This window comes from Gynurincola endophyticus (assembly GCF_003991195.1).
Classification (GTDB): domain Bacteria; phylum Bacteroidota; class Bacteroidia; order Chitinophagales; family Chitinophagaceae; genus Gynurincola; species Gynurincola endophyticus.
Genome location: NZ_RCWL01000002.1, coordinates 537,272 through 562,241, shown reverse-complemented (window position 1 = coordinate 562,241; position 24,970 = coordinate 537,272). Strand labels below are relative to the sequence as shown.

Annotated in this window: 20 protein-coding genes; 16 read left to right on the top strand and 4 right to left on the bottom strand. The window is 38.7% G+C overall.

The features are described from left to right. Window positions 1-16 precede the first annotated feature (16 nt). The 7 genes from D9O48_RS06370 to D9O48_RS06340 all read left to right on the top strand — a co-directional run bounded on the left by D9O48_RS06370 (window position 17) and on the right by D9O48_RS06340 (window position 10,312). A complete protein-coding gene (locus D9O48_RS06370; RefSeq protein WP_126971768.1) occupies window positions 17-1,621 on the top strand; it encodes a RagB/SusD family nutrient uptake outer membrane protein in 1,605 nt (534 codons plus the stop codon). A 17-nt stretch (window positions 1,622-1,638) separates the two neighbouring features. Continuing rightward, a complete protein-coding gene (locus D9O48_RS06365; RefSeq protein ID WP_126971766.1) occupies window positions 1,639-2,664 on the top strand; it encodes a hypothetical protein in 1,026 nt (341 codons plus the stop codon). Window positions 2,665-3,251: 587 nt separating this feature from the next. Continuing rightward, window positions 3,252-4,403 carry a glycoside hydrolase family 26 protein gene (locus D9O48_RS06360; RefSeq protein ID WP_126971764.1) on the top strand — a complete coding sequence of 384 codons (1,152 nt, stop codon included), beginning with the start codon at window positions 3,252-3,254 and terminating at the stop codon, window positions 4,401-4,403. Between the two features lie 4 nt (window positions 4,404-4,407). Then, window positions 4,408-6,240: a sodium:solute symporter family protein gene (locus tag D9O48_RS06355; RefSeq protein ID WP_126971762.1), complete on the top strand. Its 1,833-nt coding sequence runs from the start codon at window positions 4,408-4,410 to the stop codon at window positions 6,238-6,240. 30 nt (window positions 6,241-6,270) lie between these two features. Next, complete coding sequence (locus D9O48_RS06350) at window positions 6,271-7,449, top strand: glycoside hydrolase family 130 protein (protein ID WP_126971760.1); 1,179 nt, start codon at window positions 6,271-6,273, stop codon at window positions 7,447-7,449. A gap of 224 nt (window positions 7,450-7,673) precedes the next feature. Continuing rightward, on the top strand, window positions 7,674-8,852 hold the full coding sequence (locus D9O48_RS06345; protein ID WP_126971758.1) for an AGE family epimerase/isomerase: 1,179 nt from the start codon (window positions 7,674-7,676) through the stop codon (window positions 8,850-8,852). Window positions 8,853-8,968: 116 nt separating this feature from the next. After that, window positions 8,969-10,312, top strand: coding sequence for an alpha-amylase family glycosyl hydrolase (locus tag D9O48_RS06340; RefSeq protein ID WP_126971756.1), 1,344 nt, complete (start codon window positions 8,969-8,971; stop codon window positions 10,310-10,312). A gap of 278 nt (window positions 10,313-10,590) precedes the next feature. On the opposite strand, the gene mutS is transcribed toward D9O48_RS06340, so the two are convergent. Next, the gene (mutS, locus tag D9O48_RS06335) at window positions 10,591-13,188 is read right to left on the bottom strand and encodes a DNA mismatch repair protein MutS (protein WP_126971754.1); all 2,598 of its coding nucleotides are present in this window, start codon (window positions 13,186-13,188) and stop codon (window positions 10,591-10,593) included. 114 nt (window positions 13,189-13,302) lie between these two features. Here mutS and D9O48_RS06330 point away from each other — a divergent pair, with 114 nt between their 5' ends. From D9O48_RS06330 to D9O48_RS06310, 5 genes are read left to right on the top strand one after another with little or no spacing between them, the layout of a single operon-like run. Beyond that, window positions 13,303-13,836 (top strand): RNA methyltransferase, encoded by a 534-nt coding sequence (locus D9O48_RS06330; RefSeq protein ID WP_233589194.1) that lies wholly within the window; start codon window positions 13,303-13,305, stop codon window positions 13,834-13,836. Between the two features lie 13 nt (window positions 13,837-13,849). Beyond that, entirely contained in the window at window positions 13,850-14,761 is a 912-nt protein-coding gene (locus D9O48_RS06325; protein ID WP_126971752.1) for a UbiA-like polyprenyltransferase, read from the top strand. Window position 14,762: 1 nt separating this feature from the next. Next, window positions 14,763-15,173, top strand: coding sequence for a Holliday junction resolvase RuvX (gene ruvX, locus D9O48_RS06320; RefSeq protein ID WP_126971750.1), 411 nt, complete (start codon window positions 14,763-14,765; stop codon window positions 15,171-15,173). A 53-nt stretch (window positions 15,174-15,226) separates the two neighbouring features. Further along, entirely contained in the window at window positions 15,227-15,808 is a 582-nt protein-coding gene (gene def, locus D9O48_RS06315; RefSeq protein ID WP_126971748.1) for a peptide deformylase, read from the top strand. Between the two features lie 24 nt (window positions 15,809-15,832). Beyond that, window positions 15,833-16,783 carry a hypothetical protein gene (locus tag D9O48_RS06310; protein WP_126971746.1) on the top strand — a complete coding sequence of 317 codons (951 nt, stop codon included), beginning with the start codon at window positions 15,833-15,835 and terminating at the stop codon, window positions 16,781-16,783. 37 nt (window positions 16,784-16,820) lie between these two features. Here D9O48_RS06310 and D9O48_RS06305 read toward each other — a convergent pair whose 3' ends face one another. After that, window positions 16,821-17,885 carry an RluA family pseudouridine synthase gene (locus D9O48_RS06305; protein ID WP_126971744.1) on the bottom strand — a complete coding sequence of 355 codons (1,065 nt, stop codon included), beginning with the start codon at window positions 17,883-17,885 and terminating at the stop codon, window positions 16,821-16,823. Window positions 17,886-17,956: 71 nt separating this feature from the next. Between D9O48_RS06305 and lipB the strand changes: the two genes are divergently transcribed. Next, window positions 17,957-18,694 (top strand): lipoyl(octanoyl) transferase LipB, encoded by a 738-nt coding sequence (lipB, locus tag D9O48_RS06300; protein WP_126971741.1) that lies wholly within the window; start codon window positions 17,957-17,959, stop codon window positions 18,692-18,694. Here lipB and D9O48_RS06295 read toward each other — a convergent pair. Both D9O48_RS06295 and D9O48_RS06290 read right to left on the bottom strand, forming a co-directional pair. Then, complete coding sequence (locus D9O48_RS06295) at window positions 18,681-19,562, bottom strand: hypothetical protein (RefSeq protein WP_126971738.1); 882 nt, start codon at window positions 19,560-19,562, stop codon at window positions 18,681-18,683. The two genes, lipB and D9O48_RS06295, sit on opposite strands and share 14 nt — an antisense overlap. A gap of 70 nt (window positions 19,563-19,632) precedes the next feature. After that, the gene (locus D9O48_RS06290; protein ID WP_158624833.1) at window positions 19,633-20,559 is read right to left on the bottom strand and encodes a 1-aminocyclopropane-1-carboxylate deaminase/D-cysteine desulfhydrase; all 927 of its coding nucleotides are present in this window, start codon (window positions 20,557-20,559) and stop codon (window positions 19,633-19,635) included. A 41-nt stretch (window positions 20,560-20,600) separates the two neighbouring features. On the opposite strand from D9O48_RS06290, the gene D9O48_RS06285 reads away from it, so the two are divergent. The 3 genes from D9O48_RS06285 to D9O48_RS06275 all read left to right on the top strand — a co-directional run bounded on the left by D9O48_RS06285 (window position 20,601) and on the right by D9O48_RS06275 (window position 24,931). Beyond that, entirely contained in the window at window positions 20,601-21,500 is a 900-nt protein-coding gene (locus tag D9O48_RS06285) for a sugar phosphate nucleotidyltransferase (protein ID WP_126971733.1), read from the top strand. 555 nt (window positions 21,501-22,055) lie between these two features. Further along, window positions 22,056-23,705, top strand: a complete 1,650-nt coding sequence (locus D9O48_RS06280) for an SLATT domain-containing protein (protein ID WP_126971730.1) — start codon at window positions 22,056-22,058, stop codon at window positions 23,703-23,705. A gap of 2 nt (window positions 23,706-23,707) precedes the next feature. Next, window positions 23,708-24,931 carry a hypothetical protein gene (locus tag D9O48_RS06275; RefSeq protein ID WP_126971728.1) on the top strand — a complete coding sequence of 408 codons (1,224 nt, stop codon included), beginning with the start codon at window positions 23,708-23,710 and terminating at the stop codon, window positions 24,929-24,931. Window positions 24,932-24,970 lie beyond the last annotated feature (39 nt).

Genomic DNA, 24,970 nt, shown 5'->3' with positions numbered 1-24,970 from the left:
TATTAAAACAACTGCAATGACTTTCAAAAAATATATATACGCTGCTTTATTAGCGGGTGTTGGATTAAGTTCCTGCGAAAAAGCATTGGAAGAAAAGGCTTATTCGTTTTTATCACCTAACCAGTTCTTTAAAAACGAAGCGGATGCATTGGCTGCTATCAATGGTGTATACAGTCAATTGTTATCGTGGGATTTATTTGCACAGCCTTATTGGAATTTCGCTGTGCTCGATGATGATCATATTAGTGGGGCCGATTGGTATTTATCCTTTGTGGGCGCAGGTAACCCATTGGCTTATTGGGGCTGGGAACGTCCATGGAGTGGTTATTATATCCTGATCGACAGGGCCAATACTGTATTGGAAAATGTATCGGGTATTGAAGATATGGATACTGAAATACGCGAACGTATGCTGGGTGAAGCCTACTTTTTAAGAGGCTGGTCATATTTTATGTTGGTACAAACCTATGGCGCTGTACCCATCAGAACAGCATCTCTGGCAATTGACCCTGATGCGAATAAACCACGTGAAAGTGTCGTGAATGTGTATAATCAGGCGATTGAAGATTTTAAAAATGCTGAATCAAAGCTACTGCCACGTGCACATGCCAAGTCGGGTGGATTAGGAAGAGTACATCGTGGTGTTGCCAAAGCCTTTCTTGCAAAAACTTACCTAACCATGGCGTCAGGTTCTTTGTCTGGCGCACAAATACAGGTTAGAGGAGGTAATGATAACGCTTATTACACCCATCAGAAAAGTGTGGTGAAAGGTTTGGAAGGTGTTGACTCGAAAGAATATTTCAAACTAGCCAGAGATAAAGCGATTGAAGTGGTTACTGACAATGACTATACATTGGCTACGAACTGGACGGATCTTTGGAAAATGTCTAACAGAAATCAGGGAGAACATCTCTGGGAAATTCAGGCATTGGAAGGCACTTTTATGAATCAGATTCACAATTACTTTAATGCTACTTCCACCTTCGGAAGAGGCGCCGTTTGGATGACCAATAATCATTATCTTGATTACGAAGAAAACGACCACCGTGCATTATATGGCATTGAACATAATTTTTTGAGTAATACCGGCGGAAGATATTACTATCCGTCGTGGGAAAATACAAAATATGCAAACCTCAACGGACTGGTATGGAACAATAACGGAGGAACGGATAACCGCGCTTATACGATTAAGTATAAAGATGTTTCAAGTCCTGCTGTTTCTCAAAGCGATGCGTTCTTTCCGATGATGCGACTGGCTGAAGTAATGTTGATGATAGCCGAAGCAGATAATGAATACAATGAAGGTCCTACTACAGTTGCTTATGATTATCTCGACAGAGTAAGAAGAAGAAGTAATGCTGATTATTCACCTGAAAATATGACCAGGGAAGCGTTCAGAAGTTTTGTGATTGCCGAGCGCGCCAGAGAACTGGCACTCGAAGGCGTACGCCGTTTTGATTTGTTGCGCTGGGGAATTTACTTGCAGGTGATGAATAAAATTACCTCCGGTCAGAATAATATTTCTAAACTGCGTTTGGAAAGAAACCTGCTGATGCCGATTCCTTTAAGTGAAATCACTACCAATACGGCTATTACTGAAAACAATTATGGTTGGTAATCTTCAAAAACAATTTTATGAAATCTTCTTTTTATCATTTTTATATAGCAATCTTACTGGTAGCAGTAGTTGCCTGTGAGAAAAAAACTGACGAACCTTCCTCTTTACCGCCACATATTGAAGGCGTTACTTTTCTCAATGACCGTAACCAGTTTCAGGATTCGGTATTGTTTGGCGAGTGGATTCTGATCAAAGGAAAATATCTTTCTACGGCACATTCCGTTTCGTTTAGTGATGTGGCTATTGAAGCGAAAGATTTTTTTGCAGACGATACTTCTATCGCGGTGAAAATACCTGCTTCTCTTCCTGATCCTACTACTAATCCGATTAAAGTAATTACTTCTTTCGGGGATGTTACTTATCAGTATAAAATAGTACTGCCTCCACCCGTTATTCATTCGGTAGATAAACTGGCGGCAAATGCTGATGAATTAATCACGATTACAGGCGACTTTTTTCTGTTTCTTTCTGAAGTTAAAATCGGAAATTTTACTGCAGAAATAGTAGAATTCGACCGCTATTCTGTTAAAGTGAAGAACCCGGATACTTATGCAAGCGGTGCTATTTCGGTTACAACACCAAGAGGTACTTCTGTTTCTAACAAAATATTCGGATTTAAATATATTGTATTCGATGAAGAGGTAAATGCTGATTTTATTGCCAGCCCTTACGGACATAATAGTTACGAAGTGGCTTATACAGATGAAATAAGGAGAGGTTCTACTGCCTTTTTTATCGACTACAAAGCAGGCTCGTGGGGATCGTCAAGATTTAGCAGAACCGCTGCAGCAGGTAGTATGGATCTGACCGGTTACTCGGGCGTTAAATTCTCCTACTATTGTATGGGGCCTTCAACAAATAGCCGGTTGAGAGTCGTAATTGGTGCTTCCGGGCTGACGATTGATTGTGAAACCGGCAAGTGGGTAGATGTAGCTATTCCGTTTACATCACTGGGAAATCCCACCTCTTTAACAGCATTGGAAATTAAAGAATTCAGAGGACAAGGTGTATTGTATGTACTGGATGATATCGGATTCTATTAGTAGCACAGAAGAATGAATGGTAACTTGATTTCTAAATTCCTTCTATGTTTGAAATGTCAATGGGAAATAGGAAGAAAATGAAGGTATGAAGGTAAAGCAGCGCGAACGACAACACTTCATTCGCTTTTCAACTTCATTACCTTCGTGTTTAAATGGAGATCATCAGATAGAATAAACCAAAGCGAAGTGGTAGGGGCTTCTTAATTTNGCTTTTCAACTTCATTACCTTCGTGTTTAAATGGAGATCATCAGATAGAATAAACCAAAGCGAAGTGGTAGGGGCTTCTTAATTTCTCCTATGTTTGAAATGGTAATGGGAAATAGGAAGAGAATGAAGGTATGAAGGTAAAGCAGCGCAGAAAACAGCACTTCATTCGCTTTTCAACTTTATTACCTTCCTATTTAAATGGTGATCATAAGATAGAATAAGCCAAAGCGAAGTGGTAGGGGCTTCTAAATTCCTTAATGGTAAAAATGAACGATTAAGCAATTCAAAAATCAGGCTTTTTGCACTTAAGATAAAAATCTATTTAATTATGCTGAATAAGTATCTATAATAGCGAAAGACATTAAATATTTTTAGTAGTATGAAAAATATTGTATTACCGCTGATTTGTATAGCTTTTGCTGGCTGCAAAAATGCATCGGTAAAGCCTTTGGAAACGGACCTAATCCGTTCTCTGAGTAACCCGGCTGCTACCGCCTCTGCCCGGCAATTGTATCACAACTTACAGGTATGGCAAAAAGATTATACAATGGTAGGGCACCAGGATGATCTTGCGTATGGAGTAGAGTGGAAGTATGAATACAATCGCTCCGATATTAAAGATCTAATCGGAGATTATCCGGCTGTGTTAGGGTGGGATATAGGAGGGCTGGAATTAAACAGTGATAAAAATCTTGATCAGGTTCCGTTTGACAGTATGCGTGTATATATGCAGAGAGGCCACGAGTGGGGGAGCATTAATACCGTATCCTGGCATTTGAGAAATCCCGTTACCGGTGGTAACAGTTGGGATACTTCCCGTGCGGTTAAAAATATTTTACCGGGCGGAGATAAACATGCACTTTATATAGAATGGCTGTCGGTTGTTGCAGATTTCTTAGGTTCGGTAAAAGATGAAAAAGGAGAAATGATTCCGATTCTTTTCAGGCCGTACCATGAATTAACCGGCCATTGGTTCTGGTGGTGTAAACCGTTTGCTGATCAAAATGATTTTGTTCAGCTCTGGAAAATGACTTACGATTATCTCATAAAAGAAAGAAAATTAAACCACCTGATTTTCGTGTATAATACTGCAGAGTTTGATTCAAAAGAAGCTTTTCTGCTTTACTATCCCGGAGATGAATATGTAGATATGATCAGTTTTGATGCTTATCAGCATGGAGTTGAAAAACAAGTACAATTCTTATCTTATATGAAAGAGAAAATTTCTCTCATGAATGAAATTGGTGCAGAGAAAAATATGCCTACTGCTGTTGCTGAAACAGGTTTGGAGGCGATTCCTGATACCACCTGGTGGACCGGTACCGTTCAGGCATTTCTGAAGGATAATCCAACCTCTTATATATTGTTCTGGAGGAATCATGGCTGGAAAGAATCTTTGCAAAGTATGCATTATTACATGCCTTATAAAGGACAGGTTTCTGCGGATAACTTTGTGAAGTTTATGCAGGATGAAAAAATGTTAAGTGCTAAAGACGTAAAAAGACTGGCTAATAAAAGTAATATACCTTAAACCTATGCGACTTTCAACGATTGACTTTGTTATTATCATTGCTTATCTGGCTACTATGATTTTTGTGGGTTTCTGGATGAGGAATAAAGCGAAAAGAGATAAAAAGAGTTACCTCATGGGAGGTAAACGCCTTCCCTGGTATAAACTGGGGTTAAGTGATGCCAGTGAAATGTTTGATATCAGCGGTACGATGTGGATGGTAGCGCTTTGTTTTGTTTATGGTTTTAAAAGCATCTGGATACCCTGGTTATGGCCAGTGTTTAATCAGGTATTTATGATGATGTTTTTGTCAAAGTGGTTGCGGCGATCAAATGCTGATACCGGAGCTGCATGGTTATCTACCCGGTTTGGTACTGTAGGTAAAGGTATTGGTGGCGCACATACGATTGTTGTATTATTCGCATTAATTGGTTGTTTCGGATTTCTGGCTTATGGTTTTGTAGGATTAGGAAAATTTGTTGAAATATTTATCCCCTGGAACAATATTGAACACCTGATTCCTTTTACTGTTGCCGAAGAATACCGATCACATTTCTGGGGAGTATTATTTACGCTGGTAGCTATGTGTTATGCTGTAATGGGAGGAATGCATAGTATTGTTTTAGGTGATATTATCAAGTATGCCATCATGATCGTTGCGTGTTTTTCTATTGCCGTCATTGCAATGATTCACCTGCATACCGGCGACGGGCAGGTCATTAATGTTCCCGATACATGGTATAGTCCGTTTTTTTCGTGGACACTCGATATGAACTGGACGGGTATTATTGAAGATGCGAACAAAAAAATACAAAGTGATGGCTATGAGTTATTCACCGTATTCTTTATGATGATGTTGTTTAAAGGAATTTTTGCCAGTCTGGCCGGCCCTGCTCCGAACTACGATATGCAAAAAGTATTATCTACCAGATCTCCGAAAGAAGCCAGTAAAATGACCGGATTTGTTTCGATTATTTTATTGCCGGTTCGTTATTCAATGATTATGGGGTTAACGGTATTGGGTTTATTATACTATCATCAACTAGGTGTTGCAGATCCTGCAGGCACTGATTTCGAAAAAGTATTACCGGCAACTATCAATCAGTTTTTACCGGTAGGTATTTTAGGATTGACATTAACCGGTTTATTAGGTGCATTCATGGGAACATTTGCCGGAACTTTAAATGCGGCACAAGCATATATTACCAATGATATCTACCTGAAATTTATTAATCCGGGAGCTCCTAATAAAAGAATTATCGGAATGAATTATCTGGTCGGAATCATCGTAGTAATCATCGGCATCATATTCGGCGTATATGCCAAAGATGTGAATAGTGTTTTGCAATGGATTGTGGGCGGATTATACGGCGGTTATATCGCTGCCAACTTCTTTAAATGGTACTGGTGGAGATTTAATGCCAACGGGTTTTTCTGGGGAATGACCTGCGGTATTGTTTCTGCACTGGTATTTCTGAAAATATATGACGGATTATTCCTCTATATCTGGCCGGTGATTTTCCTGATATCTATTCTGGGATGCCTGGTGGGTACTTACACTGCTCCACCTACAGATTCTGAAACCTTAAAGCAATTTTATAAAACAGTTAAACCATGGGGCTTCTGGAAGCCTGTTCAACAATTAGTAATGCAGGAAAATCCGCAGTTTGTTCCTAATAAGAACTTTAAACTGGATATGTTCAATGTGGTATTAGGTATTATTGCACAGTTGTGCTTAACCCTGCTTCCGATGTATGTAATATTATGGATGGAACTACCATTGTTGATCACCGTTGTTATTCTGACTATTATCATTCTTATTCTTAAAAAAACATGGTGGGAAAAACTGGAAGATTAAAAACAAATAGCAAGCAATAAAAATTAAAGTATGAATCAATCTTTTCATGAAAAGTTAGAGCGGTTACAACATTCTTACGAGTCTTTTATCCGACAAAAGAATGTTGAGATGAATGAAGATCATGGAATATATTCAAGATACAAACACCCTGTGTTAACAGCTGCGCATGTTCCTTTGTCGTGGAAGTTCGACTTGAATGAAAATTCTAATCCGAACCTTTTGCAAAGAATTGGCTTTAACGCCGTATTCAATGCAGGTGCCGTCTATTTTAACGGTAAGTATGTGCTTGTGGCAAGAGTAGAGGCGGCTAACAGAAAATCTTTTTTCGCTGCCGCTGAAAGTGAAAACGGAATTGATGGATTTGAGTTTCATTCGGAACCCATTAATATACCGCTGACCGATGATCCGGATGTGAACCTGTATGATATGCGCGTAACGGCACATGAAGATGGCTATCTTTACGGTGTTTTTTGTACCGAACGTAAAGACCCTGAAGCACCGGAAGGAGATCATTCTTCTGCTATTGCACAAGCAGGAATTGTAAGAACTAAAGATTTAAAAAATTGGGAACGTTTACCAGATCTGATTACACCTTCGGCGCAGCAACGCAATGTTGTACTGCATCCTGAGTTCGTGAACAGCCAGTACATGTTTTACACCCGTCCTCAAGACGGCTTTATTAATGCCGGCAAAGGAGGGGGAATCGGTTATGGATTTTGTGATAATATTGAAAAAGCGGTTATTAAAGAAGAATTTATTCTTGATCCCCGTCAGTATCATACGGTTAGTGAGTTGAAAAACGGGTTGGGTCCCGCCCCGATCAAAACTGAAGAAGGATGGTTGCACCTGGCACATGGTGTTAGAAATACCGCTGCCGGTTTAAGATATGTATTGTACTTGTTTTTAACTTCTTTAGAAGATGTTACCAGAGTTACGCATAAACCAGGCGGATACTTTATGGCACCGGAGGGTATAGAAAGAATAGGAGATGTATCGAACGTTCTTTTTGCAAATGGTTGGATCGTAAATGGCGATGACGTTTATATCTATTATGCATCTTCCGATACCAGAATGCATGTGGCTACCAGCACGGTTGAACAATTATTAGATTACGTAAAGAATAGCCCTGCAGAAGTATATACTTCACAACAAACAGTAAAAGATATACAAACTCTAATCAGAAAAAATAATCAGCAGGTAAAGGTTTAATATTCGATTTTAAGATAAGTCAAGAAATTAAGAAATGAAATTGCTGATACATTTCTTAATTTCTCTTTTTTTTAATGGAGAATAGTGAATTGAAAGTTGAAAATATAAAGTAAAAAAAACTCGTTATCTTGAAAAAGCAGGTATTATTCAGTTCAAAAACTGCGAAGCCGTTATTAATTTTCAATTGCCTTCATTCTCTTCATATTTAATTCAAACAATATTGTATGCCTGATTTGCTGAAGACAGAATTTGAAAATGAATTAAAGAGTATTCTGAACTGGTGGAGTCAGTTTATGCCCGACAATGCTGCCGGTTTCTATGGAAAAGCAGATATCTGTAATGTTGTGGAGGAGTCTGCTGAGCGGGGATTGGTTTTGTATTCCCGGCTTTTATATACTTTCAGTAAAGCGGCTTATTACCTGAAAGAAGAAAAATATTCTTCTCTGGCTGACAAAGCTTATAATTATTTGCGCAATCATTTCTATGATCAGGAAAATCAGGGTTACTATTGGTCGGTAGATGCAGACGGAACTCCAAAAGATACCATAAAGAAAACATATGGGCAATCTTTTGTGATTTATTCGTTCTGTGCCTATTATGATCTGAATCAGCAACAAGAAGTATTAGAGCACGCCATTGATCTTTTTCATACCATTGAGTCAAAAACAAAAGATCCTCAATTCGGAGGCTATATAGAAGCTTTTGCAAAAGACTGGCAACCTGTTGACGATATTCGTTTAAGTGATAAAGATGCCAATCTTCCAAAATCAATGAATACTCATCTGCACGTGCTGGAAGCTTATACTGCGTTATATAAGTCTTCTAAAGAAACATCTGTAGGCACTGCTTTAGCAGTATTGATAAATCTTTTTATTCAGCATATTGTTTGTCACCGCAGCTATCACTTACACCTTTTCTTCACACTCAACTGGACGGTAGCTTCTTCTATCTGGTCATATGGTCACGATATAGAAGCCAGTTGGTTATTAATAAAAGCGGCGGATGCTTATGACGATGCCGGAATGCAAAAAGAAGTATACGCTGTTTCATTGAAAATTCTCGAAGCTTCTCTGGAAGGAATAGACAGTGACGGAGGTATGTTATACGAAATAGATTATTCCAACAACCATCTGAACACCGAAAAGCATTGGTGGCCACAAGCAGAGGCGATGGTAGGTTGTTTATATGGGTATCAGCAAACAGCTGATCATAAATATTACGAATTATTGAAAGGATTGTGGTCTTATATCCAACAAAATCTCATAGACCGCTCTTTGGGAGAATGGTATTGGGGGAAGGATGAAAATGGTAATATTTTACACCCTGACGAAAAAGCCGGCTTCTGGAAGTGTCCTTATCATAATAGCAGGGCCTTGATGGAGTTGATTTACAATAAATACTAACTGTTTTCGAGGTGCCGGCCAAACCTTAGAATTGTATTAAAAAGACAATCGATTCCTGTTTTTATTGTATTTTGGAGCCTTTATTTAATCTATTTAAGAATAATTATCTCCTCTATATGAAACAAAAATGGATATACGCCGGTTTGGTAGCGTCTTTAATGAGCCTGTACGGTTGTGGTCAACCGGAAGAAAGTGTAACAAATGAATCTGACACTCCCGGAAATATTTATGAGGTAAATGTACGCCAGTACACGCCTGAAGGAAGTTTTAAAGCATTTCAGCAGCATTTACCACGCCTGAAACAAATGGGAGTGGAAATGTTATGGTTTATGCCGGTTACACCAATTTCTGTAGAAGACCGTAAAGGCAGTTTAGGCAGCTACTACGCTGTGGCTGATTATAAAGGCGTCAATCCTGAGTTTGGTAATTTGAGCGACTGGAAAGCACTGGTAAAAGCGGCACAGGCGCAGGGTATGAAGGTGATCGTTGACTGGGTGGCAAACCATACAGGGGCAGATAACCATTGGCTGAAATCTCACCCTGATTTCTTCATTAAAGACAGCACCGGTAATGCCGTATATGCATTTGACTGGTCTGATACCAGAGACCTGGATTATGACAATATGGAGTTACAAGACAGTATGATTGCAGCCATGCAGTTCTGGATAGATGAAACCGGTATTGACGGTTTCCGCTGTGATGTGGCAGGTGAAGTGCCTACCGCATTCTGGCAAAAAGCAATTCCGGCCATTCGTGCAAAGTCAAAGAAAAATTTATTCTTTCTGGCAGAAGGTGAAAAACCGGAGTTAATTGAAGCCGGGTTTAATGCTTCTTACGCATGGAAACCTTTTCATGCAATGGTGTCGATCGCCAAAGGTGAAAAATCAGCATTGTTATTAGATACAGTGCTGGCGCAGCAGGTTATTGAGTTTCCTGCCGACGGAAAATTTTTATACTTTACTTCTAACCACGATGAAAATAGCTGGAATGGTTCCGATTACGAAACCTTCCCTGGTAAAAAACATGCTCCTTTTGCAGTGTTGACACAAACACTGCCAAATGGAATTCCGCTGGTGTACAGTGGTCAGGAAGAGCCAGTTCTGAGAGCGATTCCTTTCTTTGAAAAAGATACCATTCCTTTTAAAGCTTATCAACGTGCTCCGATGTATAAAAAATTACAGGAGTTGAGAAAGCAACAGAGAGCGTTGTTTGAAAAAGGCAGCTTTGATAAAATTGCTATAGGAGATGCGAATCTGGTATATGCGTTTTCAAGAAAACATGAAGGTAAGGAAGTGATTGTATTTACTAACCTTTCAGATGCAGCACAGAATATTCATCTTGAAAATGAAATTCCGCAGGCTAAATATCATGAAGTATTTACCAATGAAAAGATCGATTTTAAGGGACATTTTGATTTACATCTTGAACCGTGGTCGTATAAGATTTATGTAAAACAATAATAGGTAAAAGCGGGAGTGTGCTACGCAATGATAAGAATTGAACCATTAAGAAATTAAGATACCCCTGCCGCTTCGCTTTGGCTCATTCTATCTTATAATCACCATCATAAACATGAAGAAAATGAAGCTGAAAAGCCAATGAAGTGCTGTCTTCCGCGCTGCTTTACCTTCATACCTTCATTTTCTTCCTGTTTCCCATTAACATTTCAAACATAGGAGAAATTAAGAGAATTAAGTACTGTATTCTTATTTCCCTTAATTCCTTAATGGTAAAAAAACTACTTCACTTTCTCTTTAATCTCCTGCAATTTCAATAAGGCTTCTACCGGCGTTAAGCGGTTGATATCAATATCATTTAATGTTTTTCTGATAGACTCGAATGTTTCACTATGCGCATCGAAAATAGAGAGTTGTAATTTTTCTGTTTTTCCGATGTTTTTTACATCAATCGCGGTTTCTCCGTCAACATGTTTGGCTTCGAGTTGTTCTAAAATTTCATTTGCACGATTAATCAGGCTTGGCGGCATTCCTGCCATTTTAGCTACGTGAATACCAAAACTATGGGTACTTCCGCCGGGGGCTAATTTCCGGAGAAAAATAATCTTGTTTCCTACCTCTTTGTTAGTAACATGAAAGTTTTTAACTCTGGATAATTTATTTTCCAGTTCGTTCAGTTCGTGGTAGTGGGTTGCAAAAAGTGTTTTCGGTTGATGATTGCTGTTGTGTAGGTATTCTACTATACTCCAGGCAATGGAAATTCCGTCGTAGGTAGAAGTTCCTCTTCCAATTTCATCTAACAGAATCAAACTGTTTGATGATAAATTATTAATGATGCTGGCTGTTTCATTCATCTCTACCATGAACGTAGATTCTCCGCCGCTCAGGTTGTCGCTGGCCCCGACACGGGTGAAAATTTTGTCAGTTACAGGAACCTGTGCTGCAGAAGCAGGCACAAAGCTTCCCATATGTGCCATGATAGTGATGAGTGCCGTCTGACGTAATATAGCACTCTTACCACTCATGTTCGGACCGGTCAATATAATGATTTGCTGTGCATCAGGATCCAGCAAAATGTCATTGGCGATGTAACTTTCTCCTACCGGTAAATTTCGTTCAATTACCGGGTGTCGCGCATCTTTTACTGAAAGCTTTCTGCCTTCGTGTAACTCGGGAGCAACATAGTTGTACTGTTGTGCGATACCGGCAAAATTGGTGAGACAGTCTAATACACCGATTACGTATGCATTGGTTTGCATCGGTTGAATAAATTCCATCAACGATTGTACAAGCTGATCGTATAACTCTAATTCAATTGCCTGAATTTTATCTTCTGCACCGGTAATTTGTTCTTCATATTCCTTCAGTTCCGGTGTAATATATCTTTCTGCGTTTGCAAGGGTTTGTTTTCTGATCCATCCGGAAGGAACCTTTGACTTTTGAGAATTGGTTACCTCAAGGTAATAACCGAAAACATTATTGAAGCCAATTTTCAGGCTACTGATACCGGTGGTATCAGCCTCTTTCTGTTGCATCGTTGCCAGGTATTCTTTACCATTGGTGGCTATACCCCGCAATTTGTCTAATTCAACATGAATACCGTTTCGTATGAAGCCACCTTTGGCGGCCACTGCCGGTGGGTTTTCCATCACAGTATCTTCTATTTTTGTGGCTACTTCTTTTAATGCATTTAATTGTACTGCCAGCTTTTGAAGATAAGGTTCTTCGTGGCCGGATACAAGTTCTTTGATCTGTTGTATTTCCTTTAATCCTTTTGCAATTTGCAGAACCTCTCTGGGATTTATTTTTTTAGGAGGTATTTTACTGACGAGTCTTTCAATATCTCCACACTGCTTCATCAATGGGGATAGTTTCTCCCGCAGCTCTTGTTGCTGGTGGAAAAATTGAACCAGATGAAGTCTTTCTTCTATAGCTTCTTTTTTACATAATGGCATCAACACCCAACGTTTGAGCATCCGGGCACCCATGGGAGTAATAGTTTGATCAATTACCCTCAGTAGATGCCATGCGTTCGGATCCTGACTGATCAGTTCCAGGTTTCGGATAGTAAACCGGTCCATCCAGAGATGTTCAAACTGATCGATTCTTTGAATCTGGGTGATATGTTGCAGATTGGGGTGCTCCGTATCTTTCAGATAATGCAAAACTGCACCTGCCGCAATAGTTGCTTCGGGCATGTTTTCGATTCCGAACCCTTTCAGTGAATGGGTCTGAAAGTGTTTTAGAATACTTTCTGTAGCATAAGCTTCGTCAAAAATCCACTGATCGAGGGTGTAGGTATAAAAAGTATTTGCGTATTGATCTTTAAACTGTTTCTGAAAACTTCTCTGGAAAATTACTTCAGCAGGTTTCAATGTTTGTAAAAGCCGGTCGATATACTCTTGCTGGCCTTCAGCGAGCATGAATTCGCCGGTAGAAATATCCAGAAATGCAATACCGTATTGTTTTTCGCCGATATGAATACCTGCCAGAAAATTATTGCTGTTATGTTCCAGTAATTTATCATTGGTGGCCACGCCCGGTGTTACTAACTCAGTTACACCACGTTTTACAATGCCTTTTGCTTGTTTAGGATCTTCTAATTGATCGCACACCGCCACACGATAACCCGCCTTTACCAGTTTGTGCAGGTAGGTGTCTAAAGAATGATGCGGAAATCCGGCCAATTCAGAAGCTGAAGCTGAACCGTTATTTCTTTTGGTAAGAGTAATTCCCAACACTTTGGCGGCGATGATCGCATCTTCACCGAAAGTTTCATAAAAATCGCCTACTCTGAATAGTAAAATCGCATCCGGGTATCTCTGTTTTATCGCACTATGCTGTTGCATAAGTGGTGTTTCTGAACCTGATTTTGCCATAGAGGCAAATATAAATCGTTTGTTTGGCCGATAAAAATTATCCGGTTAAGATGTGGAGAACTCTGATAGAATCGTGAGTAATTTGAAATCCGCTCTTTATCATATCTTTGCAGCATGCGTAAACTAAGTATGGATGAACTGAATAGGAAATCAGTGGCTGATTTTAAGACCTCTGAAAAAATTCCTATCGTGGTAGTACTGGATAATATCCGCAGTATGCATAATGTGGGCAGCGTATTCAGAACGGCTGATGCTTTTTTGCTGGAGGGGATTTTTTTGTGTGGATATACGCCCAGGCCCCCGCATAGGGATATTCACAAAACTGCGCTTGGTGCTACAGAAACAGTAGAGTGGAAATATTTCGGTACAACGATGGAGGCTGTAAATGAGTTGAAAGAAAAAGGATATACTGTTGTAGCGGCAGAGCAGGTAGATACCAGCATTTCGCTCAATAGCTTTGATACTCAGGCATATGAAAAACTGGCTGTGGTATTCGGAAATGAAGTAACAGGGGTTGATGAAGAGGTGCTGGCCGCCTGTGAAGGGTCCGTAGAAATTCCGCAGGCTGGAATGAAACATTCTTTAAATATATCAGTGGCTACGGGAATTGTCCTTTGGGAACTGGTAAGAGAGCGAATTCGTAAATAATGAAACTCTTTGTATGACAACGGTAAAAAATTACTTATCACTGATCAAGTTTTCTCATACCATTTTTGCAATGCCCTTTGCAATGATCGGTTTTTTTCTGGCAGCAACGCCGCTGATCAAGTCCTTTTTCGATACAGAGCTGATTACTGTTGAGCAGTTTTCTGCCGGTGATTTGTGGGTAAAATTCGGTCTGGTTGTTCTTTGTATGGTTTTTGCCCGTAGTGCGGCAATGGCTTTCAACCGGTACCTCGATCGTAAGTTTGATGGATTAAATCCGAGAACTGCTATACGTGAAATTCCGGCAGGAATTTTAAAAGCCGACAGTGTGCTTTGGTTTACAATTATTTGTAGCATTCTGTTTATGGTTTGTGCGGGGCTGATTAACCGTTTATGCCTGTATCTGTCGCCGGTAGCATTACTGGTAGTTTTAGGGTACAGTTATACCAAACGGTTTACACCTCTTTGTCATCTGGTGTTGGGACTTGGTTTGTCTCTGGCACCGATCGGTGCTTATCTTGCGGTTACCGGCCGCTTTGACTGGTTACCTATTCTCTTTTCTATTGCCGTAATTACATGGGTGAGCGGATTTGATATCATCTATGCTTTGCAAGACGAAGAATTTGACCGGTCGCATCGGTTAAATTCTATTCCCGTATGGTTGGGTAAAGTAAAAGCCCTTCGTTTTTCTGAATTTTTGCACCTGATCAGTGCTGCCAGCGTTATCACCGCAGGTTTTATCGGTAGCTTCGGGTGGTTATACTGGGTAGGAGTAGTGATTTTTGCAGGCTGCCTGATTTACCAGCATAGTATTGTAAAACCTAATGACCTGCGAAGAGTGAACATCGCTTTTATGACTGCCAATGGAATTGCCAGCGTTGTATTTGCAGCTTTTGTAATTGCAGATTTATTTATACTAAAGTTCTGATATGGCACGAATAATGGCTATTGATTACGGTGGAAAACGAACCGGGTTGGCAGTGACCGACCCCTTTCAGATTATAGCCAATGGGCTAACGACCGTAGAAACAAAAAAACTGATGGAGTATCTGAAGAAATATTTTCAAACAGAAAACGTAGAAAAAGTAATTATCGGTGAGCCGAAAAATTGGGACGATACAGATACACATGCTACACCGTTAGTAAGACGCTTCCTTGAACAATTTAAAAAGGAATTTCCATTGATTCCCATTGAAACTGTAGACGAACGCTACACTTCTAAAATGGCTACGCGCGCAATGATCGATATGGGATTGAAGAAAAAACAACGCCAGAATAAAGCGCTGGTAGATGAAATTGCCGCAACTATTATCTTGCAGGAATATCTTGAAAGACTCTGATTCTTGCTAAAAAAGTGGCATATTTGTAATAATAATAAATTAATGTTTGTACGATGATACTTCCTGTAGTTGCTTATGGTGATCCGATTTTACGAGTAGTGTGTAAGGATATTGATAAGGATTACCCTCAAATTGATAAATTGATCGCTGATATGTGGGAAACCATGTATGCATCGAACGGAGTGGGTTTGGCCGGTCCGCAAATCAATAAAGATATTCGCATTTTTGTGGTAGATAGTGCACAGCTTTTTGAAAATGCCGATGAAGATGATGAAGTAAACGATTTTGATGATGCACCAGGTGTTAAACAAGTGTTTATTAACGCACACATAGAAAAACTGGAAGGAGAGGAATGGACTTATAATGAAGGTTGTTTAAGTATTCCTAAAATCAGAGAAGATGTAATGCGTCCTGAAAAAGTAACTTTACGTTATATGGACGAAAATTTTGTAGAACATACAAAAGTTTTCAGCGGAATTACAGCGCGTATTATTCAGCACGAATACGATCATATCGAAGGTAAACTGTTTATCGATTACATGAAACCTTTAAAACGTAAACTGCTGGCAGGAAAATTGAAAGATATTACTAAAGGAAAAGTACGTGTAGATTACCGCATGCAATTTCCTAAATAATTGATCACCCTATCTTCTATTATAATGAATTGTTACAAACATCTTAGTCCGCTCTTTTTAACAGTACTGGGATGTTTGTTTTTTTTAGGCACTTCCGCACAAAAAGATTCTACCTTTCAACTCGATAACAAATCCATTACGCTCACCCCCGCTGTTATTTACAGTAACCTGAATGTTGATGCATTTATTCAACATATTAAAAAAGATACCAGTTTTTATAAAGCATTTAAAAATTTGCGTATAGCTGAATATACATCGAGCAATTCTGTTTTCATTTTTGATAAAGGTGACGAAGTACAGGCTTCACTCAATAGTAAAACACAGCAGTTTACAAAAAACGGTTGCCGGTGGATGAAAGTACTGGAAGAAAAAACGACCGGTGATTTTTATGACCGGAAACGTGAATATAATTATTATACAGCGTCTCTTTATGCCGGACTGTTTTTTACCAAAGATACCGTGTGTGGTGAAACAAATATTATCGGAAAAGAACCTTTTAGTGTGAAGGATAAATCTGGCATTGAAAAACACAAAGAACAATTAAAATTATTGTTTTTTAATCCCGGTATGCCCATCAGTGGAATTCCTTTTATAGGAAACAAAGTTTCAATTTTTGAATCACCGATGGATGATCTTTATGATTTTATTATTGACCTCGAAACAAAAAACGGATTATTCTGCTATGTCTTTAAAATCATTCCCCGGCAGGATCTTACCCGTAGCGAAAGATCTAAACTGGTCATTGATCAGATGATTACCTGGTTTGATCCGAATGATTGGCAAATTGTAGCCCGTAATTACGATTTATCTTACAAAGCAGGTATTTATGAATTTGATGTGAAAATGGAGGCTGTACTATCTAAAATCAACGGAGTGGTTTATCCTACTATTCTGCGTTATAATGGTAACTGGAAAGTGATCGGCAAAAAGAGAGAGAATGCCAGCTTTACGGCTACTTTGTATGATTTTAAATAAATACCGGTCAATGATAACATCAACCGGTACCAATATTTTAATCATTATTAATACTCTTAAACTTTACATATTTCCGCCACTTTTCAATCACACTCGACATATCTTCAGGAATTTCACTGTTAAATTCTACTTTTTTCCCCGTGGTGGGATGTATGAAACCTAAAGTTTTTGCGTGTAGCGCGTGGCGTGGACAAAGTGCAAAACAATTTTCTACAAATTGTTTATACTTGGTAAAAACAGTACCTTTTACAATGCGGTCGCCACCGTATAATTCATCATTGAATAAAGGGTGTCCGATTGATTTCATGTGAACACGAATCTGATGCGTTCTTCCGGTTTCCAGTTCGCATTGAATCAGGGTTACATAACCGAATCTTTCCAGCACTTTATAGTGAGTGATAGCTTCTTTACCAATTTCTCCATCAGGATAGGCATCGAATATTTTTCTGAATCGTTGGTGGCGGCCCACATGTGCTTCAATAGTTCCTTCATCTTCCGCAACATCTCCCCAAACCAATGCTACATACTGACGGTGGATGCTGTGATCGAAAAATTGTTTTGCCAGACTGCTCGCAGCTTTAGGCGTTTTGGCCAGTACCATCAAACCACTGGTGTTTTTGTCAATCCGGTGTACCAAACCGAAACGGGGAAGGGTTTCAGCGGTCAGATCTTTATTTTGTTGTAATAGGTAATGTGCCACACCATTGATCAGGGTTCCGTTCGGGTTACCGCTCGCCGGATGCACTACCAGTCCTACACGTTTATGGATAATTAATATGTCATCGTCCTCAAATACAATATTCAAAGGCATTGGCTCAGGAACGATTTCTTCGCCATGCACTTCTTTATCAGAATACACAATAATTTCTTCACCCGGCTTTATTTTATGGTTTGCGCTCACTTGTTTGCCATTTACCAAAACACGGGCGTTATCAATCGCTATCTGAACTTTGTTCCGGGAGGCATTTTCAATACGGCCCACCAGCCATTTATCGATTCGCATCGGCTCCTGGCCTTTATCAACCACCCAACTCATTCGTTCGTAGAGCACTTCTGCCGAATCGTCCTGTTCAAATTCCAGGTCTTGTTCATTTAAACTCATAAATTCTTAATTCGTTCTTTCCGCAAAGGTACAATTTCATTCCGAAGCAAGATATAATGTAACTTTGCAGTATGCAAGAAAAACAAACAATTCTGTTTCAAGACCTTGGAGTGAAGGATTATCAAAGCACCTGGGATTACCAGGAAAATCTGCTGCAGGAGAATTTGTCTATAAAAGGACTTCGCCGTCAGAAAAACGATGCCGGGGAGCCTATTACCGATCTGCCTGATACTCAGCATCATCTGTTGTTTGTGGAACATCCGCATGTGTATACTTTAGGCAAAAGCGGTGAAATAGAACATGTTTTGATCAGTGAAACCGAGCGTACAAAGCGGGGAATTGAATTTTTTAAGATTAACAGGGGAGGAGATATTACTTATCACGGTCCGCAACAAATAGTGGGTTATCCGATTTTAGACCTTGAAAAATACACGACGGATATCGGAAAATACCTGCGAAATATTGAAGAAGTAATTATTAAAACAATGGCAGACTATGGCCTTGAAGGTGACCGCTCACCCGGCGAAACCGGCGTTTGGCTTGATCCGCACCGGAAAGGTTACGAAAGAAAAATTTGCGCAATAGGTATCCGTTGCAGCAGGTGGGTTACCATGCACGGATTTGCATTTAATGTAAATACAGACCTTGATTACTTTAATTTTATTGTTCCTTGCGGCATCCAGAATAAACAGGTAACCTCACTGGAAAAAGAGCTGGGAAGAAAATTAGATTATGAAGAAGTAAAGGCAAAAGTGAAATATCACTTTGAAAATATTTTTCAGGCAGACCTGGTTCCTAAAAATCTTTAGGTATAAAAAACCTGTTTTCTTCTTTTAACTTTCCATCTTCATAAAGCTCAAAGCGATACCATCCTGATTGCAGGAATATCGCTTTATCTATTTCCAGATAATTTTCCGTTACCCTGTCTAATGTAAAGAAGTGCCTTCTGTCATCGTGAAGAAAACGGACCCTGTAATTGCGCTGAGCTGCACCGGGAATATTTAATATAACATTTCCATCCCTGTCAGGATAGATATAACTTGATTTTACATAGGCAGGAGCCGTCGCAAATGGTTTGATTTGTATAGAGTCGATGCTGATATAATCTAATGTATCTTTCGTTTTATAAAGAATCGAGTCTCTGAATTTTTTAAAATCAGCGTCTTTTACCTGAAAACTTTTATTGCCTTTTACGACTACAAAAAATCTACCGTTTGGCCTTTTTTCGGTGGATTGTAATTTTTCACTCAGCTGATTTTTCTCAGTATTAGATAAAGTTTCGGTGTGAATCCGTTGATTTTGCCCTTCCTGAATACCATAATCAAGCGCTAAACCTGACTCATCTTTTACCGGCCTTTGAGAAGGGGTGATTACATATCGCCCATTATCTAAAAGGATGAACAAACGATAATAAACTTTACCTGCAGGAATTTTTTGATCGGAAATACCATTCTGTGCCACCGCCGGGTCTGGTACTGTTAAAATAGTAATGAAATTACGCAAACTGTCGTTGGAGCGCTGAATATTAATCTGGTTCACCACCGGATAATGATTGATCCAACTGAGGATAACCTTGTCATTACCTACCTGGGATACCTTAAATGAAGGCAGGGTATCTTGAGCATGTAAATGTCCAAAACCCAGAAAAAAAACCAAAAATACCAGCTTTAACTTCATATAGATTCCTCGTTTTTTAGCTTGCGAGCAAAAATAACACCTAAAAGGTAGATTGCTTGCTAAATTATTCTCAAAATATTAAGACGTTTTTCTTTAACGAAAGGTTTCCCTGTAAGCCTCCGGTATGAATAATTAATATTTTTTTAGATGTATCCAATATTGATTGATTCAATAATTGCTCTACACCATAAAATAATTTTGCTGTGTAAACATGGTCTGTGGGAACTTTAGTTCTTTCATAAAGGTCATTCATGTAAGTCCATAATACTTCATTCGATTTTCCAAATCCGCCCAGATGATAATCTCCGAAAAGTTTAAACTGCTGATTTCGGGGATTGTTGTTTTGTAGCAGCTTTGTGATGGAATTACTCTTTATATCGGGAAGTTTTAATGCGAGAATACCATTTACCTGCTGATGTGGTTGCATTTTCTGAAGAATACCAGCCATGGTGGTACCTGTTCCTACTGCTAAAAAAATCTCATCATAAGCGTTAAAAGGTATTTCTTCAGCGATTAAGGCAGCTCCCTTTACTCCCGCTTCACCTTCTCCACCGGCCTGAATAATATAATGTCCGGGAAAAATATTGTGCCAGTAGCCATTGTCGAAATGTTCAGATGGGAATAAACTACGTTTTACATAATGTAAATCTGCCCCCAGTTGTTCAAGTTGTATGAGTGTATGACCGGGCCTTAGAGGAGCTTCTCCTCTGATGACTGCTGTAAAAGGAATTTTTAATGCCTGGCAAACAGCAGCAGTAGCAATCAGGTGATTCGAAAAAGCACCACCAAACGAAACAATACCATTATAGGCCTGTTTTTTGAAGTCGAGAAGATAATAACAAAGTTTATAGAACTTATTTCCGGAGATCACAGGATGAAGCAGATCGGTACGCAATACATCTACTGTACATTGCGTTAATCCACTGCCCAACCGGATTTGCTGCAAAACCGGAGAAGCTAATTGCAAGACTAATTTTATATCACTTAGATCGTTCAAAATAAATTAATTAATTTCGTTGAAGAAATAAAAATACGATAATGAAACCAACCTTATTGATTTTAGCTGCCGGAATGGCTTCGCGCTATGGAAGTATGAAACAGATTCAAGCTTTCGGACCAAGTGGTGAAACAATCATGGACTATTCAATTTATGATGCTATCAGAGCCGGCTTTAACAAAGTGGTGTTCATTATCCGCAAGGACTTCGCGGAGGCATTTAAGGCTATAGTAGAGCCAAAATTGAAAGGGAAAATAGAAGTAGACTATGTTTATCAGGATATGACCGCCCATACAGACGGATATACTTATCCGGCTGAAAGAACAAAACCCTGGGGTACAGCTCATGCTGTGCTTTGTGCACAAGGTGTTGTAAATGAGCCTTTTGCTGTAATTAATGCAGATGACTTTTATGGTCGTGACGCATTCGTAAAAGCGTATGAATTTTTAACAAAAGAAGTAAATGCCGATACTTATTCCATTATTGGTTATGATTTGTTAAAGACTTTGTCTGACAACGGAACAGTAAACCGTGGAGTATGTGTAGGAGATAACAATAATAACCTGGTATCCATTGCTGAACGCTTAAATATCTCAATGGTAAATGGAGAAGTGGTATGCGACGATGATCAATCTCCAAAAGTATTACCGAAAGATTCGAGTGTTTCAATGAATTTCTGGTGCTTTGATACTTCTATTTTTGATTATTCAAAACAGCTGTTCACTGAGTTTTTAGCAGAGAATGGACAAGCTCTGAAAAGTGAGTTTTTTATTCCGATCGTTGCCGATAAATTTATTGGTAATCGTGAAGGAGTGATTAAAATTATTCCGACTTCTGCTCAATGGTTCGGTGTTACTTACAAAGAAGATGCGCCGGCCGTTAAAGAAAGTTTAGATCAGTTAATCCAAAGCGGAGAATATCCGGATAACTTATGGAAATAATAATTCTATCATATCATTAAGCTGTTTCCTCAGCTATCAAATCCCCGGCACTTAAGTGCGGGGATTTTTATTTCAGGTATGCAGATGGAAAACCCTAAATGTTAGTTCAGATGAATTTTGTTTAGGATCAAATCGTAATCGTTTGTTGATTAATGTCATATGTTTTTGTTGTTACTAACTATAAAAAAAGTTTGACTAAATAACACGTAAGTGGTAAGCTAAAATTCTTTTAAGATTCAGAAATCTATTTATATTTGGTGCAGCATCTTTATCGAATCCAACCTGAGCTGTAAATATTTCTTCTTAGCATTTTTTAATTGTACGATTAGTGAGTCGGATAAAGCATTTCATAAGTATTGAACTTTTATGAAGTGTTGATTTAGCAGTCCAAACAGTTATTTTTTTCGTTTGTGTATAGTTGTTTTTCTAAAGGTATTAGTATTAAGTTCTGTTTAATTGAACAAAGGGATGTATGTATGCTTTGAAGCAATCTATGTTCATGGAATTTTGTTATGAACTTGAGTGAATAATTTCCTGTATATAAAAGTCCGATGTATGCCTTCTGTTCCTCGTCATATCCTTATTAATTACGAACCAATCGTAGATTGGAATGCTTCTTTAGCAAAAGATAAGCTCATTGAGCTCTATAATGATGTGCAACACATTGTTGATTACAATATTCTTTGGTATCAAAATTCTCTTGAGAAAAAAAGCTGGTGGGCCAGGTGGTTGAGAGGTATGGCTATAGCTTTTTTTGTGCTTACAACTATTGCTCCTTACCTGGCAACTATTGATGATGAAAATATTTATATACTCTATGGCGGGTACATTTTAGCAGCAGTTGCAGCCGGCTTATTACTATTTGACAGATTCTTAGGACTGTCAAATAGTTGGATCAGGTATATGATCACTGGTATGGAATTGCAGAAAAACCGGAATGAATTCGTTAAGAAATGGCAGGTATTGTTATTTGAGAATACGCCGCTGACTAAGCGCAGATTTGCTGTTTTAATTGATGCGCTGATATTGTATCAGGGTAATTGTAATGAAATTGTACAGTCTGAAACAAAGGCATGGGGCAGGGAATATCAGGAGAGTATGAAAGAGCTGATGTCTGCACTTCAGAAACAAAGTGAACAATATAAAAATAAAATTGATGAAGCTGCTGATAAAGAGAAAGCATTTAATGTAGATCAACAGGAAGATACCTCCGATGATGAAAACATTCCGATAGAAGTGATTCAGGAAGCTATTGATCAAACATTTGAAGAGTGGGTAAAAGTTTTCGGAATGAATTCGGTAAGTGCCGGTAAAAAAGTAATTAAGGAAGAAGTTACTGATATTAACTGTCTGATTTTCGGTGTTGCAGCTAAAGAAAAAGAAGGAGATACCTATTTTGTAAAAATCCCCGACTATATTTATTTTAAATCAGTAAACGGCCTCACTTACAAGATACCTACCGATGTCAGAAACGAGGAAGGAAAAATATTTATGAACTCTGCAAAACTACATTGTGGAGATGTATTTCCAAAACAGCCTGGCTGCTCTATATCAAGACATACCGACTATAATGATTCCGGTACGATCGGGTTGAAAGTATTCAAAGGCGGCAAGTCTTACATTCTAAGTTGTTACCATGTATTATGCTCGAAAGAATTAAGTGCTGATAGAACCTTGTTTAAAATATCAGAAGCTATAACAGATCCGATTATTGTATCTCCTTCTCTCGAAGATCAGGCTAAAACAAATGCTAAAGAGGTAAGGATAGGTCGGGTTATGGAAGGATGTTTTGATCATCTTTTTGACAGTGCTATAGCACTTATTGAAGATGAAAATACAGTTTCAAATATCATTTCTGCTATAGAGAAACCTCCTGCTAAGCCATTTAGAATAACTGATGAACATGCTGCGAGGCGTTATACTATTTTGGCGGTCGGCCGAACTTCAGGCAAAGTATATGGCAGGGTGTTGGAAAGTAATGGTAGTTGTGTTGTATATGTTGAGATCAAAGGAAAACTGGAACAACGTTTTTTTAAAGGCATTATTAAAACCGACTTGAAATTAACTGGTGGTGACTCCGGAGCTGCTGTGCTGGATGAAAATAGTAACGTGATCGGAATAGTTTTTTCAACTACCGGTACAATTACCAATATTATTCCTATACAACGTATCCTTTCAAAATTTGAAATATCAATAAAAGAATAATTATGAGAAGTATTCCAATAATACTGATTTTTTTCATCCCTTTGTCACTATCTGCACAGTTGTATACTTTCGATTACAATAAGATAGCTAATTATACTGATGAAGACGGACTTTCTATTAACCTCTCGGAGGAGGGCTGGACAGCCGACGCAAAAATTATTTTTACAAATGTAAAAGCAGCAGACAAAGACAAGTTGAAAATAATGTATCAAACTGCAACGGATGCTCAATTGTTAAAAAAGGGTGTACACGATCCTCAGGATGATAAGCTTACTTTCTTTTTAGAAGAAATTATTAAAAATAATTTAAAACCTGATCAAAAGACGATCGTTTTCGATGTATATGAATCCGATCAAAAGAAATTTTCTGTGACTTTTGATTTAATGGGAAATTTAAGCAAGCAAACGGCCACTAATTCTGGTGACAGCGCCGACGATGATTCTGATGAAACAATGGAAACTTACATGAATGCCTTTGCCGGAGCAAATGTAATCGGTGATAATGGTTTTTTGTCAAACCTGACACCTGTTGTTAATCTTGGAGGTATTACTACTCTTATAGGAGAGTACCGGAACATTAAAACAGCCGAAGGAGTAGTGATTAAAAAGAAAAGTAGTTTCACCTGGGAGCTGGATATCAATCCTTATATAGGTTCGGTAATAAAAACGGCAGACTCTAACGCTTACCTGCCTGCTTTAATGTTATACGGAAGGGTCGGTATTTCTATCAATAATTATTTCACTGCAAAATTAGGTGAGCAGGTAAAAATAAGTATTATGCCTTTCGGATTTGGGTTAAAAGCAATTCCTGAATTTCAGGATTCTGTTACTACTCTTATACAGCACAATATTCGCTTCGGATTAGGATTTTCCATTTCCAATGCGCTTTTAATTACAGGACAAATCACACAGGGATGGCATAATTTTTCTTCCCGTTCGGAGCAGAACTATGAAAAAACATTCGGTAAAACTGCCACGGATATCACTTATATTACGGTTAATGGTCAGTTTGGCCTCAGAGGGAAATCTGATGAAGTAACGAATTACGTTTTTATTGAATGGCGTAATCTGATGAATAAAAACCATTATGAGGGTTTCACAAATACCAGGTTTTATACTGTCGGAATCAGAAAAACGTTCAGTTTGTCGAGTAGTAATGCGTATCTGGTCAGTTCGAAGAGCGGTGAAAAAAAAACACGTGCTAAAAAACTCAGGCCGATGTTATAAAGTCTGGTATACATATAAAACAGCCCCCAACATAGTTGG

Excerpts from the sequence above, each read along its gene's own strand:
- D9O48_RS06350 (WP_126971760.1), top strand. The coding sequence starts at position 6,271 with ATGAATCAATCTTTTCATGAAAAGTTAGAGCGGTTACAACATTCTTAC.
- D9O48_RS06285 (WP_126971733.1), top strand. The coding sequence starts at position 20,601 with ATGAAACCAACCTTATTGATTTTAGCTGCCGGAATGGCTTCGCGCTAT.
- mutS (WP_126971754.1), bottom strand. The coding sequence starts at position 13,188 with ATGGCAAAATCAGGTTCAGAAACACCACTTATGCAACAGCATAGTGCG.
- D9O48_RS06360 (WP_126971764.1), top strand. The coding sequence starts at position 3,252 with ATGAAAAATATTGTATTACCGCTGATTTGTATAGCTTTTGCTGGCTGC.
- D9O48_RS06280 (WP_126971730.1), top strand. The coding sequence starts at position 22,056 with ATGCCTTCTGTTCCTCGTCATATCCTTATTAATTACGAACCAATCGTA.
- D9O48_RS06345 (WP_126971758.1), top strand. The coding sequence starts at position 7,674 with ATGCCTGATTTGCTGAAGACAGAATTTGAAAATGAATTAAAGAGTATT.
- D9O48_RS06330 (WP_233589194.1), top strand. The coding sequence starts at position 13,303 with ATGCGTAAACTAAGTATGGATGAACTGAATAGGAAATCAGTGGCTGAT.
- D9O48_RS06370 (WP_126971768.1), top strand. The coding sequence starts at position 17 with ATGACTTTCAAAAAATATATATACGCTGCTTTATTAGCGGGTGTTGGA.
- D9O48_RS06325 (WP_126971752.1), top strand. The coding sequence starts at position 13,850 with ATGACAACGGTAAAAAATTACTTATCACTGATCAAGTTTTCTCATACC.
- lipB (WP_126971741.1), top strand. The coding sequence starts at position 17,957 with ATGCAAGAAAAACAAACAATTCTGTTTCAAGACCTTGGAGTGAAGGAT.
- D9O48_RS06310 (WP_126971746.1), top strand. The coding sequence starts at position 15,833 with ATGAATTGTTACAAACATCTTAGTCCGCTCTTTTTAACAGTACTGGGA.
- ruvX (WP_126971750.1), top strand. The coding sequence starts at position 14,763 with ATGGCACGAATAATGGCTATTGATTACGGTGGAAAACGAACCGGGTTG.
- D9O48_RS06340 (WP_126971756.1), top strand. The coding sequence starts at position 8,969 with ATGAAACAAAAATGGATATACGCCGGTTTGGTAGCGTCTTTAATGAGC.
- D9O48_RS06305 (WP_126971744.1), bottom strand. The coding sequence starts at position 17,885 with ATGAGTTTAAATGAACAAGACCTGGAATTTGAACAGGACGATTCGGCA.
- D9O48_RS06365 (WP_126971766.1), top strand. The coding sequence starts at position 1,639 with ATGAAATCTTCTTTTTATCATTTTTATATAGCAATCTTACTGGTAGCA.
- D9O48_RS06295 (WP_126971738.1), bottom strand. The coding sequence starts at position 19,562 with ATGAAGTTAAAGCTGGTATTTTTGGTTTTTTTTCTGGGTTTTGGACAT.
- D9O48_RS06275 (WP_126971728.1), top strand. The coding sequence starts at position 23,708 with ATGAGAAGTATTCCAATAATACTGATTTTTTTCATCCCTTTGTCACTA.
- D9O48_RS06355 (WP_126971762.1), top strand. The coding sequence starts at position 4,408 with ATGCGACTTTCAACGATTGACTTTGTTATTATCATTGCTTATCTGGCT.
- def (WP_126971748.1), top strand. The coding sequence starts at position 15,227 with ATGATACTTCCTGTAGTTGCTTATGGTGATCCGATTTTACGAGTAGTG.